Below are 15499 nucleotides of genomic sequence, written 5' to 3' on the forward strand. Positions count from 1 at the left end.
GGACACCGGCCGTGGGGGCCGCGCCACCCGTGTCAGCCCGCCATCGCCGCGAGCTGGGCGTAGAAGACCGCCGGGTCGCCCGCGAGCGACGCCTTGACCATCGCGCTCCAGTCGTCGACGACGACCTCGATCGAGCCCGCGACGAGCCCGTCGAGGGAGGCCCGGGGGACGTCCCGCGGGTCGATCATGGGGCCGTCGTAGCCCGCCATGATGTCGGTGTCCGCCGCGCCGAGGTGGACGCCCTGCACCAGCGTGCCCTGCTCCGCCAGTTCGAGGCGGATGCCGTTCGTCATGTTCCACTCGGCGGCCTTCGCGGCGCCGTAGGCACCCGAGGCGGGGCCGAACGCGAACCAGGACAGCGCGGACAGGACGTTGACGATCGCGCCGCCCCCGTTCGCTGCCAGGACCGGGGCGAACGCGCGGACGACGTCGAGGGTGCCCCAGAAGTGCGTGTCCATCTCGCGGCGGATCTCGGCGAGGTCCCCGGTCACGAGGCTCGCGCCGGTCGAGATGCCCGCGTTGTCGACGAGCAGGGTCACGTCCTGCGCGGCGGCTGCGGCGGCGACGACCGAGTCGTGGTCGGTGATGTCGAGGTGCAACGGCACGACTCGGGCGTCGTCGAACTCGAGCGTCTCGATCCGTCGCGCGGTGGCGTAGACCTTCGTCGCCCCGCGGTCGAGCAGTTCGAGGACGAACTGGCGGCCGATGCCACGGTTCGCTCCGGTCACGAGGGCGGTCTGTCCGGTGATGTCCATGCTGGTTCCTCCATCTGGTGGCGGGCTCGATCGGCACCGCCGGAGCTACGCTAGGAGTTGACGTCGACGTCAAGGGCAAGTGGCGACCGCCACCCGCCCACCAGCGGTGTCCGAGGAAGGGGCGTCCGATGCGCATCGGCGAGGTCGCACGGCGAGCAGGGGTCAGCCCGAGGGCGCTCCGCTACTACGAGGAGCAGGGGCTGCTCGCGTCGATCCGCACGGCGAGCGGCCAGCGCGTCTACGCGGAGTCCGCCGTCGAGCGGGTGCAGCTGATCCAGCAGTTCTTCGCCGCGGGGCTGTCGAGCCGGACGGTGCTGCAGCTGCTGCCGTGCGTCGACAGCGGGGCGTCGTCGCCCGAGGCGTTCGCCCTGCTCGAGTCGGAGCGCAACCGGATCACCGAGGCCATGGCGTCCCTCGGCGCGGCGCGCGACGCGCTCGACCGGATGATCGACATCGCGTACCACCCGACGCCCGAGCACTGCCCCGCGCTCCGTGAGCGGTCCGAGGAGTCCGAGGAGTCCGAGAGCGTCAGCCCCCGGCGAACGGCGGCATGACGTCGACGAGCCCCACGCCGACGAGGGGCGTCGCGGCGTCCTTCGTCGAGATGCCGTCGACGAGGTAGGAGCAGCGACCCCGCAGGGCGGCCCAGCGCTCGGCGTCCTCGACCGGGACTGCGTCGAGCGCGGCACCGAGGGTGCGGGCGTCGACGTCGAACGCGTCGCGCCCGACCGCCGCGCGTGCCGCCGCGAAGAACCGGATGCGCGTCACGCTCATCCGCCGATCGCGCTCATCGAGCGGGCCGGCTGCACGAAGTCCGCGCGGTCGACGCCGTGGTCCCGCGGCTTGGCCCACATCGCCCGCTGCCAGATGGCGACGACCTCGTCGTCGTCGGCGCCCGCACGCATCGCGGTGAGGACGTCGGTCTCCTCGTCCGAGAACAGGCAGCTCCGGACCTTGCCGTCGGCCGTCAACCGCGTCCGGGTGCAGTCGGCGCAGAACGACTCCGTCACGCTGGCGATGATCCCCACCGTGCCGAGGTGGCGTCCGGTGCTGCCCGACGCGGTCCGCTCCGCGACGTCGTAGCGCTCGGCCGGGGCACCGTCACGCGGTGCGGCGTGCGGCGTCAGGACGACGTGGTCGGCGATGAGCGTCCGGACCTCGGCGGCCGTGACCATCTCGGTGCGGTCCCACGTGTGCCCAGCGTCGAGGGGCATCTGCTCGATGAACCGGAGTTCGTACCCGCGCTCCAGACACCAGGCGAGCAGGTCGGCGGCGTGGGTGTCGTTCACCCCGCGGAGGAGCACCGCGTTCACCTTCATCCGCAGCCCGGCGGCGTCCGCGGCGGCGATGCCCTCGAGCACCCGCGCGAGGAACGGCCGCCGGGTCACCGTCGTGAAGGTCTCGGAGTCGATCGTGTCGAGCGAGACGTTGATGCGGTCGAGGCCGGCGTCGGCGAGGGCCTGGGCGCGCGAGGCCAAGCCGATCGCGTTCGTCGTCAGGGACAGCTCGGGACGGTCGGGCAGCGCCGCGCATCGAGCGACCACGTCGACGAGGTCCGCCCGGAGCAGGGGCTCGCCGCCCGTGAACCGCACCTTGCGCACGCCGAGTCGTGTGGCCCCGAGGCCGACGAGCCGGGCGATCTCCGCCGCCGTCATGATCGCGTCGCTCGGCGAGACCGGGAGGCCCGCGGCCGGCATGCAGTACGTGCACCGCAGGTTGCACCGCTCGGTCAGCGACACCCGGAGGTCGATCGCACGCCGACCGAAGCGGTCGACGAGACCGGTGTGCGGCATCCCCAGCATGACCATGACGTCAGCCTACGTCGCGGTCCCGGCGGCGCTGTCCCAGCCGCGACGGCCAGGAGGCCCGGCCCTGCGCTGCGTGCGCGGGGCCGGGCCTCCTGGGCGACCGCCCCACCAGGTGGGTCGGTGCGGGTCAGCGTGTCAGCGTCCGGACGTGTGGGACTCCCAGACCGCCTTCGTGCCCTTGTAGAGCACGAGGTTGCCGTCGTCCTGCATCACCAGTCGCGTCGCGCCGGACTTGCTCGACTTCGTCGACCACAGCGCGGACCCGGCGCTGTTGTAGAGCACCGTGTTCTGGTCGGCCTGGAGGGTCAGCGTGGTGCCGCCCTTCTTCGACGTCTGGGACGCCCAGGTCGCCTTGCCGCTGCTGTAGACCACGACGTTGCCGTCCGCCTGCACGATGAACTGCTTCTTGCCGTTCTGGGACAGCAGGTACTGGCCGGCGGTGAGCGTCGAGGTCGGCGTTATCGTGTCGCGGCCGTTGCGGCCCGTGTGCCAGTACAGCGTGCTGCCGTTCTCGAGCCGCAGGTCCCCGTTGTCCTCCATGGTGAGCTTGTTCGCCGGCTTGTTCGAGGTGTGGCTCTCCCAGATCGCCTTGCTGCCCAGGTACACGACGAGGTTGCCGTCCGCCTGCATCTTCAGGTAGGCCCCGGGCTTGCCGCTCGTGCCGCTCGACCACAGCGCGCGGTTCATGCCGTAGACGACCAGGTTGCCGTCGGCCTGCATGTTCAGCGTGTACTGCTTGTTCGCCGACGTGATGCCCTGCCCACTGTTCAACTGCGCGCCCGCGCTGAGGGAGCTGCCGACCGTGGTCACGGCCGGGATCGCCGGCGCGGAACCGCCGCCACCGGTCGCGAACTGCCGCAGCTGGGCGAGCGTGCCGTTGTAGACGTCCTGGTCGCCGGCGAACACCCCGGCGTCGGCGTACTGCCACATGGCGTACTTCGTCCAGCTCGCGGGGAGCGTCCCCGCCCCGGACGACAGGCTGCTCGGGTAGCGGGCGATGAACAGTGGGCTGCCGCTGAACGCCGCGCTGTTGCCCGTGCACGTCTTCCACCAGTCGGTGGTCGAGTAGATCGCCGGCAGGACGCCGGTCTTCGCCTTGATCGTGTTCGAGAAGTCCCGGATCCACGACACCATCGCCGAAGCGCTCAGGCCGTAGCAGGTGTTCGTGCCGTCGGTGCCGGTGTACGGGTCGTACTCGATGTCGAGCAGCGGGGGCAACGTCCGGCCGTCCGCGCTCCAGCCGCCGCCGTGCGCCGCGAAGTAGGTGGCCTGCGTCGCGCCGCTCGACTTGTTCGGAACCGCGAAGTGGTACGCCCCGCGGATGAGTCCGGCGTTCGTGGCGCTGGTCCACTGCGACGCGAACTGGCTGCTCGTGTACGAGGTCGACTCGGACGCCTTGATGTACACGAACCGCGCACCCTTGTTGTAGGCGGACGACCAGTTGATGCTGCTGTTCGTCTGCCACGCGCTGATGTCGAACCCGTCGGTGCCCGGGACCGCTGACGAGTTCGCCGCGTTCGCGTGCATGAGGCCGCCGGACACGTTCGCGCCGGTGTTCGCCGCGATCGTCGAGCCCATCGTGTGGTTGCCCGCGGCGTTCATCTCGGCGAGCGACGGGTCACCCTCACCCGTGGCCGACCCGTCGGCGCTCGCGGGCGCCGTGGCGCTGGCGGCGGCGGTGGCGCCGGCGGTCGCGGCGGCGCTCGGCGACGCCGACGCGCTCGCGGACGGCGTCGCCGGCACGGCGGCCGTCGCCGAGGCGGACGCCGTCGCCGCCGTGCCCGCGGTGGTGGTCGTGGTGGTGGCGCTGGTGCTCGTGGTGGCCGTGCTGGTGGCTGCCGCCGCACTGGTGACGGTCAGCAGCGGGCCGCCGAGGACGACGGCCGTGCAGGCTGCCGCGGCAGCGACCACCCCTGAGAATTTGCTGGGTCGCAAGTCGGAACTCCCTGATCATGGGCGGTTCCCTCTGCCGCCCCAACGGTCCGGATGAGCCTAAACGAGCCGGTCCGGATCCGAACCCCCCGGAACGGGGGCGTGGCGTTCGGGGGACAAACGGGCGCGCCAGCGTACCCAGTCCGAACGCGGTGTCCGCACCAGCGTTCCGAAGAGCACGAGCGCCGCCGCCGCCGCGAGGGTCCACCGGAACGTGTCGACCGACGGGTGCAGTTGCCGGACCGTGATCGCGAGTCCGACCGCGAGCCACTCCCACCGCCCGGACAGCACGACGAACGGCACGAGGAGCAGCGCGTACCAGGGGTAGCGGGGGCTCACGGCGAGCAGGGTCACCCCGATCACGAGCACCTCGCCGCTCCACGGCCGGGCGGGATCGGCGACGCGCAAGGCGACGGCCGCTGCCAGGAGCACCACCACGCCGACGACGACGATCGCCGCGTTCCCGTGGGCGACCAGCGACACGAGGGCGAACCGGGAGCCGTCGTCGTAGCCCTCCTCGGACAGGTACCCGGGCAGGTAGCCGAGCACGCGGAGGCCCGTGGTCGCCACGTACGGCACGTACAGCACCGCGAACACCGCGACCCCGACGAGCAGCGCCCACCACGAGCGGCGGCGTCCGAGGAGGGCCGGGTACGCGATCGCGGGGATGAGCTTCGTGCTCGTCGCCGCACCGAGCGCGATCCCGCCCCACACCGGACGGCCGAACGCGACGAGCACCGCGCCGACCGTGACGAGCGCGGCACCGAGGACGTCGACGTGCGAGTTCGTCACCGCCTCGGACGCGACCAGCGGGCACCACGCCCACAGGGCCGCCCAGCGGAGGTCGGCGCGGGCGCGCCGCAGCACGAGGAGCAGGCCGACGGTGACCCCGAGCGACACGGCGAGGCCCGCGACCTGCATCGGCCAGTACGTCGCCGTCACGGGCACCAGGCTGCGGACCAGGGCGAACCAGAGCTCGGCCATGGGCGGGTAGATCGTCGGTACCGAGGGCCGGTTGATCGGCGTGCAGAGGCGCGCGTCCGTGGCGGTGTCGTGGGCGGTCTGGATGCGGTCCCCCGGGCAGTACGTGGGGCCGGTCGGGCTCTGCACCACGTGCGGGGTCGGGTGCCCGAAGAGCCAGTCCGGCCGGATGCCCGCGAGCACGTGGGACGACGGCGTGTGCGCGTAGGGCGACAGACCGTGCAGCTGCACGATGCCGTCCCACGCGTACCGCGCGCTGTCCGAGCTCGTGTCCGGCGGCCCGGCCAACGCCGCGACCCCGACGACCACGGCGCCGCCCAGGACGACCGCCGCCACCGCGCGCCGCGGCACCGCGCGGAGCAGCAGGACACCCAGCACGAAGACCGCCCAAGCGATGCAGGTCCACGTGACGAATGGAGTGCGATGACCCGGACGGAGGAACCCCAGATGCGTGATGCCCCAGGCGATGACGCCCGCGAGCACGAGCACGGTGACCGTGGCCGGGAGCGTGGCGAGCACGGCGCCGAGGCGGGTGGGACGCTCAGTGCTCGTGCGGCGCGGGGCTCGGGGCATGGTGCGACGAGCGTAGTGGCACCCGGCGGCATCACATCCGGCGGTTCCACCGTGATCGGCCCGGAGGGGATGCCAGGATGAACGCCGTGCGTCGGCTGCTCCGTGACCTCCGCCGCGGCCTGGCGTCGCCGAACCGCAACGCCCGGTCCGCGGTCGTGCTCGGGCGCCTGCTCGGCATCGCGTTCCTCGTGTGCTTCGCGACCGGACTGTGGAGCCACTTCCTGCAGGACCCGCTGCCCTGGATGACGTTCCCCACGCGGCCGGCCCGGCTCTACCAGTTCACGCAGGGCCTCCACATCACGACCGGCATCGCGATCATCCCGCTCCTGTTCGCCAAGCTGAACACGGTCATGCCGGCGCTCGTCCAGGACCCCCCGCTCCGCGGGCCGCTGCACCTGCTGGAACGGGCCTCCATCACGGTCTTCGTGTCGGCGGCGGTCGTCCAGGTGCTCACCGGCCTCGTCAACACGTACCAGTGGTACCCGTGGCCGTTCTCGTTCCGGCAGACGCACTACGCGCTGTCGTACGTGCTCATCGGCTCGCTCGCGATCCACATCGGCGCGAAGCTCCCGCTCATCGTCCGGTACTGGCGTGCGCGGGACTCCTACGACGCCGAGGGCCGGTTCGTCGTCGACCCCGCCGTGCGCAGCGAACTCGTGCCGGACCCGGTGCCCGCGGGCGACGGCGCCGCGCCGGCTCGCGCGGGCTCCGGCCGGGAGGCCCGGCAGTCGCCCGCCGCGCCGACTCGCGGGGTCACGGGCCGACTCCTCCGGTGGATCGACGCGGACCCCGGAGGTCCGCGAGGCCGCGCGGGTGACGGCGACCAGCCTCCGGCCGCATCGCAGGACGGACGCCGGCAGCGCCTGGCGCGCCGCGGGTTCTTCACCGCCGTCGGTGGCGCGGTGGCCGCGGTCGTCGTCCTCACGGTCGGGCAGTCCTCCCGCCTGGGCGAGCCGTTCACCCTCTTCGCGCCGCGGCAGCGTGGGCTCGGCCCGGCCGGCCTGCCCGTGAACCGCACCGCCCACGCCGCCGGGGTGACCGAGACCGCCCGCGCGGGGGACTGGGGGCTCACGGTGTCCGCGAACGGCGTCCGCAAGCGCTTCTCGCGGGCGGACCTGCGGGCCATGGACCTCGTCACGGTCGAGCTGCCGATCGCATGCGTCGAGGGATGGAGCCAGATGGCGACCTGGCGCGGCGTCCGCATCCGCGACCTCGTCCGGGCCGTCGGGGCCCCGGCGGCCAGCACGCTGCGGGTCACGAGCCTCGAGCGACACGGCGGGTACCGCGTGATGGAGATGGGCGCGGAGTACACGGCCGATCCGACGACGCTCGTCGCGCTCGAGGTCAACGGCGCGGACCTCCCGCTCGACCACGGCTACCCGGCGCGGATCATCGCGCCCGGACGGCCCGGGGTGCTGCAGACGAAGTGGCTCTCGAGCATCGAGGTGACCTCGTGAGCACCGCACCCACCACCGCTCGGGGCGTCCGGATCGCCCGGCTCGTGCTCGTGCTCGTCGGGGTCGCGGTCCTCGCGTTCGGCGCCTGGACGCTCGGCTCGGTCGAGCGGCCGCACAAGGCGGTCGGGCTCCTGTGGTGGCTCATCGGCGCCGTGGTGCTCCACGACGGGGTGCTCTCGCCGTTCGTCGTGCTGGTCGGGGTGCTGCTGCGGAAGGCCGGGCGACGTCTGCCCGGGTGGACGCTCGTCGTCGTGCAGGTCGCCGTCGTCGTCGGAGCGGTGCTCGCCCTCGTGGTGCTGCCCGAGATCCAGGCGACGCACCACGAGAAGAACCCGACCGTGGTGCCGTTCGACTACACCCTCCGGCTCGTGCTCGCCGAGGTCGTGCTCGGGGTCGTGGCGGTCGGCGCGGTCGCGGTGGGCGTGCGCGGCACCCGGCGCCGCCGCGTCGGCGGGGCCGGTGCCTCCGGCCCTTCGGGCCCGGCCGGCCCCGGCCTCCCCTGACCGCGAGATCGCAGTCGTTGCTGCTCTGGGCACCTCCAGAACGGCAACGACTGCGATCTCGCGGAAGGGGACGGAAGGGGACGGAAGGGGGCGGTGCAGTCGATCAGGGGCGGCGGAGTTCGCAGAACGACCGACCGGCGACCGTCCAGCGCTGCGACTCCCTGAGCCCGGCGACGCGGGCGTCGCGGCGGAGCGCACGCTGCCCGACCTCGGCCCAGGGGAACTCCGCGCTCGTCCGGCCGTCGGCGTCCACCACGCGGGCGTCGTAGGTGCGGTCGGCGTCCGGGTCGGCGTTCGTCTCGACGATGATCCGACCGCCGGGGCGCACGATCGCCCGGCACCGCTCGAGCAACGCCGCGGGGTCCCCGCCGATCCCGATGTTGCCGTCGATCACGAGCGCGGTGTCCCAGTGGCCCTCGTCGGGCACGGGGTCGAACACGGAACCCTGGATCGCGCGGCCGCCGGCGTGCTGGGCGATCGAGACCGCAGCCGGGGAGACGTCGACCCCGAGTGCGGGGATCCCGAACCGGCCCGCCGCGACGAGCATCCGCCCGGGGCCGCAACCGATGTCGATGAGCGGACCGTCGACGACCTCGAGCAGGGACAGGTCCACCTCGTCGGCGGGAGCGTTCCAGCGGCCGACGTCGAACGTCACGTCGTGTCCCGGGCGGTCGGGGTCGCGGAGCCGGATGTGGCCGTCGGTCGCGAGGGCCTGCGCGTACGGCTCGTCGCCGCCGGCGCCGAACGCGGCGTCGCGGTCGTCGCCTCCGTGGCTGCCGCCGGTGGTGAGCATCGTGTCGGTGGTCATCGCCGTGCCTCCTCGAGGTCGCGTCCGGCGTCCGGGTCGTCCTCGCGCACCGCGGCGAGCGCCGCCGCGAACCGGGACTCGGGCGCGAGCGTGGCAACGGTCTCGGCGTCGGCGATCGTGTCGACGTCGAGGAGCTCGTCGAGCAGACCGACGCGCAGCCCGGCGGCGCGGAGCCGGTCGAGCTGCACCGCGCCGGTGTCGTCGCGGGACATCGGGACGCCGCGGACCAGGTCGCCGCGCGGCTCGCGGAGCCACAGGCCCCAGAACCCGCCGTCCGCGGCCGGTCCGAACCACGCGTCGTGGTCAGCGCCCTCCTGGCCGTCGGTGCCGCGGACGAACACGGGGGCGACGTGCGTCGGAGTGAGCTGCGGCGTGTCCATGCCGACGAGCAGGGTGGGACCCTCCACGGTGTCGAACATGGCCGCGAGTCGCTCGTCGAGGTCGCCCCGCACCTGGTGCAGGACGTCGAAGGACGCCGCGGCGGCGGGGACGTGCTCGCCGTCGAACAGGAGCACCCGTCGCTCGGCGGGCATGGCGAGCACGGCGGCGATCGTGTCGTCGAGGCTCGCCGCGGCGACCCGGGCCGCCTCGACCGGCGAGAGCGCAGGCGAGAGCCGCGTCTTCACACGGCCGGGCACGCACTCCTTGCAGATGAGCACCACGGTCGTCACGCGCGCACCTCCGTCGCGTCCGCTCCCGCCGACTGGACGCCCGTTGACCGGTCGGGAGGCGCGGCAGCGGTCCGCGCAGCGGTCCCGTCGTCGAGGTGGGTCGGTCGGGCGGGGTCGAGCCGGTCCTCCCGTCGGTACCGGCGGAGGAGCCGTGACATGTCGCGGATGGCGTTGACGGTGCCGCGCAGAGTGCCCGTGACCTTGCTGTCGCCGATGCGCTGCGCGTACCCGATGTCCGACTCGTCGACGCGCCATCCGGCGCGGTGCGCGGCGAGGACCATCTCGAGCGGGTAGCCGCTCCGCCGGTCCTGGAGGTCGAGGGCGACGAGACCCTCGCGGTACATCGCCCGCATCGGGCCGAGGTCGTGCAGGCGGTACCCGGTGGCACCGCGCATGAGCCGGGCGAGGACGACGTTCGCGAACCGGGCGTGCGGGGCCCAGGCGCCGGACCCGGTCGGACGTCGCCGGCCGAGAGCCAGGTCCGTGCGGCCCTCGGTGACCCGTGCGACGAGCGGGACGAGGTCCATCGGGTCCATCGAGGCGTCGGCGTCGCAGAACGCGATGACGTCGGCGGTGGCGGCGGCGACCCCGGCGGCGCAGGCCGACCCGAACCCGCGTCGGGGCTCCGTGACGACGAGCGCCCCGTGCGCGCGGGCGACCTCGGCGGACCCGTCGGTCGAGCCGTTGTCCACCACGATCGCGCGGTATCCATCGGGCAGGCGGGTGAGGACGCTGGGCAGCGCCTCGGCCTCGTCGAGGCAGGGGAGGACGACGTCGACGGTCATGCCGGTCATTCGGTGCGGGCCGGGAGATCGATGGGAGGCTCCTCCGAGCCGCCCTGATCGTCCTCGCTCGTGCCCGCGGTGGCGTCCGTCGGAACCGCGGAGGCCTCCGTCGACACCGTGGCGGCGTCCGTCGTGCTCGGGGTGGTGTCCCTCGGAACCGCGGCCCGGAGTGGCGCCGAGGCGAACTCGCGCATCCCGGCGACGAACTCGACCTGCGCCGACCAGCCGAGTTCCCGCGCGATGCGGGCCGACGACGCCGTGACGTGCCGGACGTCGCCGAGCCGGTACTCCCCGGTGACGACCGGCTGGGGCCCGTCCGGACCGGCGATCGCGGCGGCCATGTCACCGATCGTGTGGACGTGGCCGGAGCCGACGTTGTAGGCCGCGAAGCTGTCCGGCGACGCGGTGCGCGTGGCGGCGATGGCGGCGATGTTCGCGTCCGCGACGTCGGCGACGTGCACGAAGTCGCGGCGCTGGCCGCCGTCCTCGAACACACGGGGTGCCTCGCCCCGGGCGATCGCGGACCGGAAGAGCGATGCGACGCCGGCGTACGGCGTGTTCGCGGGCATGCCCGGACCGTAGACGTTGTGGTACCGCAGGGCGATCGCCCGGCCACCGGTGGCCCGTGCCCACGACGACGCCAGGTGCTCCTGCGCCGCCTTCGTCTGCGCGTACACGTTCCGGGGGTCGAGGGCGGCCGACTCGTCGATGAGCTCCGGCACGAGCGGGTGTCCGTCCGGCCCGATGGGCTCGAAGCGGCCGGCGTCGAGGTCCTCGCGGCGGCGTGCGGGCGGGCGCGCCGGGTCCCCCGAGGAGGTCCGGTAGGCACCCTCGCCGTAGACGACCATCGAGCTCGCGACGACGAACCGGTCGACGCCCGCGCGGTCCATTGCGGCGAGGACGGACGCCGTCCCGACGTCGTTGCTCGACACGTAGTCCGGGGCGTCCTGGAAGTCCACGCCGAGCCCCACCTTGGCGGCCTGGTGGCACACGACGTCGATGCCCACGAGTGCGGCGTCCACCGCGTCGGCGTCGCGCACGTCCCCGCGGACGACCTCGACCCCGAGCGCGTCGAGCTCCTCGACCAGACCCGTCGGATCGCCGTGGACGTCCGGGCGGAACGAGTCGAGCACGCGCACCGTGTACCCCGCGGCGACGGCGCGCCGCACGATCTCCGAGCCGATGAAGCCCGCGCCGCCGGTCACGAGCAGGTGCTCGCCGTGCGGCCGGGAGGCCGTGGTGCCGTCCGTCATGCCCGGACCGCCCGCGCCATGACCGACGCGGACGCCTCGGCCGGCACGAGTTCGCGCGGGGTGTGGTCGTCGGGCACCGCGCCGACGATCGCCTCGATCGCGTGGACGATGACCGCGTTCGCCGCGGCGAGGCGCTCCATGACGAGGTGGTGCGTCACGGCGCCGGTGTCGTCGGCCGGCGCCGCGTCGGCCCCTGCGTCGGCGGCCGGTGCGTCGGCGGCCGGTGCGTCCTCGGCCGGCGCGAGCCCGGCGTCGGCGTCCGTCACGAACGACAGGTTCACGGTCCCGATGCCGAGCTCGGCGGCGAGCTGCACCTCGGGTGACATCGTCATGTTGATGGTGTGACCGCCCGCCTCACGCATCCAGACGGACTCGGCGCGGGTCGAGAACCGCGGGCCCTGGATGACGACACAGGTGCCGGTCGGCTGCAGCGGCACGCCGAGATCGGTCAGCGCCCGCACCGCGATGCGCCGCAGCACGGGGTCGAACGGGTCGGCGAACGACAGGTGCTGGACACCGCCCTCGTCGAAGAACGTGTCCTGCCGCCCCCACGTCCGGTCGATGACCTGGTCCGTCACGACGAAGGTCCCCGGCGGGTACTCGGGGTGCAGACCGCCCACGGCCGAGCTCGACACGATCGCGCGCACGCCGAGGGACCGCAGCGCCCAGACGTTCGCCCGGTACTCGATCCGGTGCGGCGGCACCGAGTGCTCCCGCCCGTGCCGGGTGAGGAACGCGACCCGGCGCCCCGCCATGGTGCCGACGGTGATCGGACTCGAGGGGCGCCCGTAGGGGGTGTCGACCTCGATCTCGGTCGCCGTGCCCTCGGCGAACAGCGAGTACAGGCCGGACCCGCCGATCACGCCGATGGGCACGGCGTCGGTCGGTGTGCTTGCAGGGTCGGCGTGGGGATCGTCGAGCGGGGTGGAGCTGTCCACGTGGTGGCGTCCTTCCGGGGGCAGAGCGAGGTCCCGGTTACGCTATCGGCAGACGTTCGGCTGACGTTAGGCATGTCTCCAGCAGCCCGGACGATCCGGACGACGAGGAGCACGATGCGCACCATCGAGGACCACCGGCTCGCGATCGCGGACCTCGTCGCCCCCGTGCTCGCGGCACTCGCCGTGGCGCCGGGCGGCCGGGAGGACCGGCTCGTCGACGACCTCGCCGCGGAGCCCCTCGCCGGGCACGCCGCCCGCGTCCTCGCCGTCGGCATCACCGCCCCGATCGACCTGCCGCCGTTCGACAACAGTCAGATGGACGGGTTCGCGCTCCGCGCCGCCGACGCCGGCGTCCCCCTCCGCGTGGTGGCCCCGATCGCCGCCGGCGCCGCCCCGCCGCCGCTCGCGCCCGGCACGGCCGCGCCGATCATGACCGGGGCGGCCGTCCCCGCGGGTGCCGACGTCGTCGTGCCGGTCGAGGCGGTCCCGCCCGGCCGGTTCCCCGCCGCGCTCGACCTGCCGACCGTGACCATCGCCGAGGCACCCGCGGTCGGGACGTTCGTGCGGCGACGGGGGTCGGACCTCCCGGTCGGCGGGGTGCTCGCGACCGCCGGGGCGGCGTGCACGCCCGCCCTGCTCGGTCTGCTCGCCGCCGCAGGGGTCGAGCGGGTGACGCTCGTCCGGCGACCACGGGTCCTCGTCGTGTCGACGGGCTCGGAGGTCGCACCGCCCGATGGTGCCGGCGGTGCCGGTGCCGACCGCGGGGGCGTGGCGGGCGCGACCATCGGCGACGCGAACGGTGCCGCGCTCCGCGCCGCGCTCGCCGAGGTGGGCGCGGAGACCCGCGCGGTCCGGGTGCCCGACGACGTCGACCGGTTCCGGGGCGCGGTGACCGCGGCCGTCGGCGACTGGGCCGACCTCGTCGTCACCACGGGCGGGATCAGCATGGGTGCGTTCGAGGTCGTGCGCGAGGCCCTGGAGCCCGCCGGACTCACCGTGACCGGGGTCGCCATGCAGCCCGGCGGGCCGCAGGCGTTCGGCTCCGTGCCCTTCGGCGACCGGGCGGTCCCCGTCGTCGCGTTCCCCGGCAACCCCGTGTCGGCCCTCGTGTCGTTCGAGGTGTTCCTGCGCCCCGTGTTCGCCCGCCACGCCGGCCTGCCCGACCGTCCGGCCGAGTCGTTCCCCGCCGGGGAGGCCGCCGCGTCACCGTCCGGGAAACACCAGATCCGACGGGGCAGGGTGGAGGACGGCACGATCCGCTTCGTCGGCGGACCGAGTTCCCACCTGCTCGCGCACCTCGCCGAGGCGACGCACCTCGTGCACGTCCCCGTCGACACGGACACCGTGTCGCCGGGCGACGTCCTGACCACCTGGAGGATCCGATGACCGACGCGCTCTCCCACGTCCGCCCCGACGGCTCGGCGCACATGGTCGATGTCTCCGGGAAGGACGTCACGACACGGTCCGCCACGGCCACGGCGACGCTCGTCACCCGACCGGACGTCGTCGCCCGCATCCTCGACGGCACGCTCCCGAAGGGCGAGGTCGTCGGCACCGCCCGCATCGCGGCGATCATGGCCGTCAAGCGCACGAGCGACCTCATCCCGCTCTGCCACCCGCTGCCGATCAGCGGCGTCGAGGTCGAGGTCACGGGGCAGGACGACCGGGTCGTCGTCACCGTCGCCGTCCGGACCACCGCCCGCACCGGCGTCGAGATGGAGGCCCTCACCGGCGCGAGCGTCGGGGCCCTGACCGTCTACGACATGGTCAAGGCCGTCGACCGCAGCGCCGTCGTCACGGACGTCCGGGTGCTCGAGAAGCACGGCGGCCGCTCGGGCGGCTGGAGCGCGTCGTGAGCGGGGACGTGCCGGCGACCGGGGCACCGACGCCGGCGAACGCCGCCGGGGCCGAGTTCGGGACCGGGGCTGCGGCCGGACCCGGGTCCGGGGCCGGGGCATCGTCCGCCGGCCGCGGCCGCGGTGCCGTCGTCGTCGTGTCCACCCAGGCCGCCGCGGACGAGTCCCTCGACACCACCGGCCCCGTGATCTGCGACTGGATGCGGCAGCGCGGGTTCAGTGTCGAGAGCGCTGTCATCGTGGCCGACGGCGGCCCGATCGCCGACATCGTCGCGGCCGAACTCGCCGGCGGCGCCAGGATCGTCGTGCTCACGGGTGGCACCGGTGTCACCCCGACCGACCGCACGCCCGAGGCCGTCGCGCCGTTCATCGACCTCGAGATCCCCGGGATCATCGAGGAGCTCCGTCGGCGCGGGGCCCAGGCATCGACCCGCGCCCTGCTCACCCGCGGTGTGGCCGGCCTCGCCGCGGGCGGGACCTTCGTCGTCACGCTGCCCGGGTCGCGCGGGGGTGTCCGCGACGGCCTCGACGTCATCGACGGCGTGCTCGACCACCTGCTCGACCAGGTCGCCGGCGAGGGACACGCGCCCCGCGGTGCCGGAGGTGCGTCGTGAGCGACGAGCGCGGCGGGGCGCACGCGGCCCCGGGTCTCCCCGTCGATGGTGCTGACCGAGCCGGGTCCGGTGGCGGGGGCGAGCCGGGCCTCCCCGACGCCGTCGTGCGCGCCGACGTCGTCGACCGCGCGATCAGCGTCGCCGAGCTGGAGGCCGTGGTCCCCACCGACGCCGACGGTGCGGTCGTGACCTTCGCCGGGGTCGTGCGCGACCACGACGGCGGCAAGGGCGTGCACGCGCTCGGGTACGAGGCGCACCCCACGGCCGCGGCCGTCATCGCGCGGGTTGCCGGGGCGGTCGCAGGGGAGCACCCCGGTGTCCGGATCGGGGTCCTGCACCGGGTCGGGGACCTCGTCGTCGGCGACGTCGCGCTCGCGGCCGTCGTGGCGTCACCGCATCGGGCCGAGGCCTTCGCGGCGTGCTCCGCGCTCGTCGACCGGGTCAAGGACGAGGTGCCGATCTGGAAGCACCAGCGGTTCACCGACGGGACGGACGAGTGGGTGGCGGCGCTGTAGCCCCCGCCCCCCCCCCCCCCCCCCCCCCTTTACACACAGCAGCCCCCCCC

18 protein-coding genes are annotated in these 15499 nt (G+C 74.0%); 8 read left to right on the forward strand and 10 right to left on the reverse strand.

The window, feature by feature from the left end:
- Positions 1 to 32: 32 nt before the first annotated feature.
- The gene (locus tag DEI92_RS14300) at positions 33 to 755 is read right to left on the reverse strand and encodes an SDR family oxidoreductase (RefSeq protein WP_111013975.1); all 723 of its coding nucleotides are present in this window, start codon (positions 753 to 755) and stop codon (positions 33 to 35) included.
- Between the two features lie 128 nt (positions 756 to 883).
- Here DEI92_RS14300 and DEI92_RS14305 point away from each other — a divergent pair, with 128 nt between their 5' ends.
- Positions 884 to 1309 carry a MerR family transcriptional regulator gene (locus DEI92_RS14305; protein ID WP_111011193.1) on the forward strand — a complete coding sequence of 142 codons (426 nt, stop codon included), beginning with the start codon at positions 884 to 886 and terminating at the stop codon, positions 1307 to 1309.
- Here the strand turns inward: DEI92_RS14305 and DEI92_RS14310 are convergent.
- The 3 genes from DEI92_RS14310 to DEI92_RS14320 form a co-directional block, all read right to left on the reverse strand.
- Positions 1284 to 1529: a MoaD/ThiS family protein gene (locus DEI92_RS14310; RefSeq protein ID WP_111011194.1), complete on the reverse strand. Its 246-nt coding sequence runs from the start codon at positions 1527 to 1529 to the stop codon at positions 1284 to 1286. The genes DEI92_RS14305 and DEI92_RS14310 overlap by 26 nt on opposite strands.
- A complete protein-coding gene (gene moaA / locus DEI92_RS14315; RefSeq protein ID WP_111013976.1) occupies positions 1526 to 2563 on the reverse strand; it encodes a GTP 3',8-cyclase MoaA in 1038 nt (345 codons plus the stop codon). Before moaA ends, DEI92_RS14310 begins: the two co-directional genes overlap by 4 nt.
- Positions 2564 to 2698: 135 nt before the next feature.
- The gene (locus tag DEI92_RS14320; RefSeq protein ID WP_220037504.1) at positions 2699 to 4141 is read right to left on the reverse strand and encodes a GH25 family lysozyme; all 1443 of its coding nucleotides are present in this window, start codon (positions 4139 to 4141) and stop codon (positions 2699 to 2701) included.
- Here DEI92_RS14320 and DEI92_RS16355 point away from each other — a divergent pair.
- Entirely contained in the window at positions 4116 to 4553 is a 438-nt protein-coding gene (locus DEI92_RS16355) for a hypothetical protein (RefSeq protein ID WP_146249163.1), read from the forward strand. The genes DEI92_RS14320 and DEI92_RS16355 overlap by 26 nt on opposite strands.
- Positions 4554 to 4555: 2 nt before the next feature.
- On the opposite strand, the gene DEI92_RS14325 is transcribed toward DEI92_RS16355, so the two are convergent.
- Positions 4556 to 6049, reverse strand: a complete 1494-nt coding sequence (locus DEI92_RS14325) for a glycosyltransferase family 87 protein (protein ID WP_146249164.1) — start codon at positions 6047 to 6049, stop codon at positions 4556 to 4558.
- 77 nt (positions 6050 to 6126) lie between these two features.
- Between DEI92_RS14325 and DEI92_RS14330 the strand changes: the two genes are divergently transcribed.
- Together DEI92_RS14330 and DEI92_RS14335 are read left to right on the forward strand one after the other, a co-directional pair.
- Entirely contained in the window at positions 6127 to 7506 is a 1380-nt protein-coding gene (locus tag DEI92_RS14330) for a molybdopterin-dependent oxidoreductase (protein WP_258370216.1), read from the forward strand.
- On the forward strand, positions 7503 to 8009 hold the full coding sequence (locus DEI92_RS14335; protein WP_111013979.1) for a hypothetical protein: 507 nt from the start codon (positions 7503 to 7505) through the stop codon (positions 8007 to 8009). Before DEI92_RS14330 ends, DEI92_RS14335 begins: the two co-directional genes overlap by 4 nt.
- 103 nt (positions 8010 to 8112) lie before the next feature.
- On the opposite strand, the gene DEI92_RS14340 is transcribed toward DEI92_RS14335, so the two are convergent.
- Genes DEI92_RS14340 through DEI92_RS14360 form a run of 5 tightly spaced genes read right to left on the reverse strand, consistent with a single transcriptional unit; the run spans position 8113 to position 12464 of the window.
- Complete coding sequence (locus DEI92_RS14340; protein WP_258368681.1) at positions 8113 to 8817, reverse strand: bifunctional 2-polyprenyl-6-hydroxyphenol methylase/3-demethylubiquinol 3-O-methyltransferase UbiG; 705 nt, start codon at positions 8815 to 8817, stop codon at positions 8113 to 8115.
- A complete protein-coding gene (locus DEI92_RS14345; RefSeq protein WP_111013980.1) occupies positions 8814 to 9488 on the reverse strand; it encodes a DUF2064 domain-containing protein in 675 nt (224 codons plus the stop codon). Before DEI92_RS14345 ends, DEI92_RS14340 begins: the two co-directional genes overlap by 4 nt.
- On the reverse strand, positions 9485 to 10273 hold the full coding sequence (locus DEI92_RS14350; RefSeq protein WP_309146561.1) for a glycosyltransferase family 2 protein: 789 nt from the start codon (positions 10271 to 10273) through the stop codon (positions 9485 to 9487). Before DEI92_RS14350 ends, DEI92_RS14345 begins: the two co-directional genes overlap by 4 nt.
- 5 nt (positions 10274 to 10278) lie before the next feature.
- Entirely contained in the window at positions 10279 to 11526 is a 1248-nt protein-coding gene (locus tag DEI92_RS14355) for an NAD(P)-dependent oxidoreductase (protein ID WP_111013982.1), read from the reverse strand.
- Complete coding sequence (locus DEI92_RS14360) at positions 11523 to 12464, reverse strand: MTAP family purine nucleoside phosphorylase (RefSeq protein WP_111013983.1); 942 nt, start codon at positions 12462 to 12464, stop codon at positions 11523 to 11525. Before DEI92_RS14360 ends, DEI92_RS14355 begins: the two co-directional genes overlap by 4 nt.
- A gap of 114 nt (positions 12465 to 12578) precedes the next feature.
- On the opposite strand from DEI92_RS14360, the gene glp reads away from it, so the two are divergent.
- From glp to DEI92_RS14380, 4 genes are read left to right on the forward strand one after another with little or no spacing between them, the layout of a single operon-like run.
- Positions 12579 to 13850, forward strand: a complete 1272-nt coding sequence (glp, locus tag DEI92_RS14365) for a gephyrin-like molybdotransferase Glp (protein ID WP_111013984.1) — start codon at positions 12579 to 12581, stop codon at positions 13848 to 13850.
- Positions 13847 to 14320, forward strand: a complete 474-nt coding sequence (gene moaC / locus DEI92_RS14370) for a cyclic pyranopterin monophosphate synthase MoaC (protein WP_111013985.1) — start codon at positions 13847 to 13849, stop codon at positions 14318 to 14320. The genes glp and moaC overlap by 4 nt, the downstream gene beginning before the upstream one ends.
- Entirely contained in the window at positions 14317 to 14934 is a 618-nt protein-coding gene (locus tag DEI92_RS14375) for a molybdenum cofactor biosynthesis protein B (protein ID WP_111013986.1), read from the forward strand. Before moaC ends, DEI92_RS14375 begins: the two co-directional genes overlap by 4 nt.
- Positions 14931 to 15449, forward strand: a complete 519-nt coding sequence (locus tag DEI92_RS14380; protein WP_181434945.1) for a molybdenum cofactor biosynthesis protein MoaE — start codon at positions 14931 to 14933, stop codon at positions 15447 to 15449. The genes DEI92_RS14375 and DEI92_RS14380 overlap by 4 nt, the downstream gene beginning before the upstream one ends.
- Positions 15450 to 15499 lie beyond the last annotated feature (50 nt).

It is taken from the genome of Curtobacterium sp. MCBD17_034 (genome assembly GCF_003234515.1).
GTDB lineage: Bacteria > Actinomycetota > Actinomycetes > Actinomycetales > Microbacteriaceae > Curtobacterium.

What these genes read in the sequence shown, in the direction of transcription:
- DEI92_RS14310 (WP_111011194.1), bottom strand. Translation starts at nt 1,529, where the DNA reads ATGAGCGTGACGCGCATCCGGTTCTTCGCGGCGGCACGCGCGGCGGTC.
- DEI92_RS14320 (WP_220037504.1), bottom strand. Translation starts at nt 4,141, where the DNA reads ATGGGCTCGACGATCGCGGCGAACACCGGCGCGAACGTGTCCGGCGGC.
- DEI92_RS14340 (WP_258368681.1), bottom strand. Translation starts at nt 8,817, where the DNA reads ATGACCACCGACACGATGCTCACCACCGGCGGCAGCCACGGAGGCGAC.
- DEI92_RS14350 (WP_309146561.1), bottom strand. Translation starts at nt 10,273, where the DNA reads ATGACCGTCGACGTCGTCCTCCCCTGCCTCGACGAGGCCGAGGCGCTG.
- DEI92_RS14325 (WP_146249164.1), bottom strand. Translation starts at nt 6,049, where the DNA reads ATGCCCCGAGCCCCGCGCCGCACGAGCACTGAGCGTCCCACCCGCCTC.
- DEI92_RS14355 (WP_111013982.1), bottom strand. Translation starts at nt 11,526, where the DNA reads ATGACGGACGGCACCACGGCCTCCCGGCCGCACGGCGAGCACCTGCTC.
- DEI92_RS14330 (WP_258370216.1), top strand. Translation starts at nt 6,127, where the DNA reads ATGAACGCCGTGCGTCGGCTGCTCCGTGACCTCCGCCGCGGCCTGGCG.
- DEI92_RS14305 (WP_111011193.1), top strand. Translation starts at nt 884, where the DNA reads ATGCGCATCGGCGAGGTCGCACGGCGAGCAGGGGTCAGCCCGAGGGCG.
- DEI92_RS14300 (WP_111013975.1), bottom strand. Translation starts at nt 755, where the DNA reads ATGGACATCACCGGACAGACCGCCCTCGTGACCGGAGCGAACCGTGGC.
- moaA (WP_111013976.1), bottom strand. Translation starts at nt 2,563, where the DNA reads ATGGTCATGCTGGGGATGCCGCACACCGGTCTCGTCGACCGCTTCGGT.
- glp (WP_111013984.1), top strand. Translation starts at nt 12,579, where the DNA reads ATGCGCACCATCGAGGACCACCGGCTCGCGATCGCGGACCTCGTCGCC.
- moaC (WP_111013985.1), top strand. Translation starts at nt 13,847, where the DNA reads ATGACCGACGCGCTCTCCCACGTCCGCCCCGACGGCTCGGCGCACATG.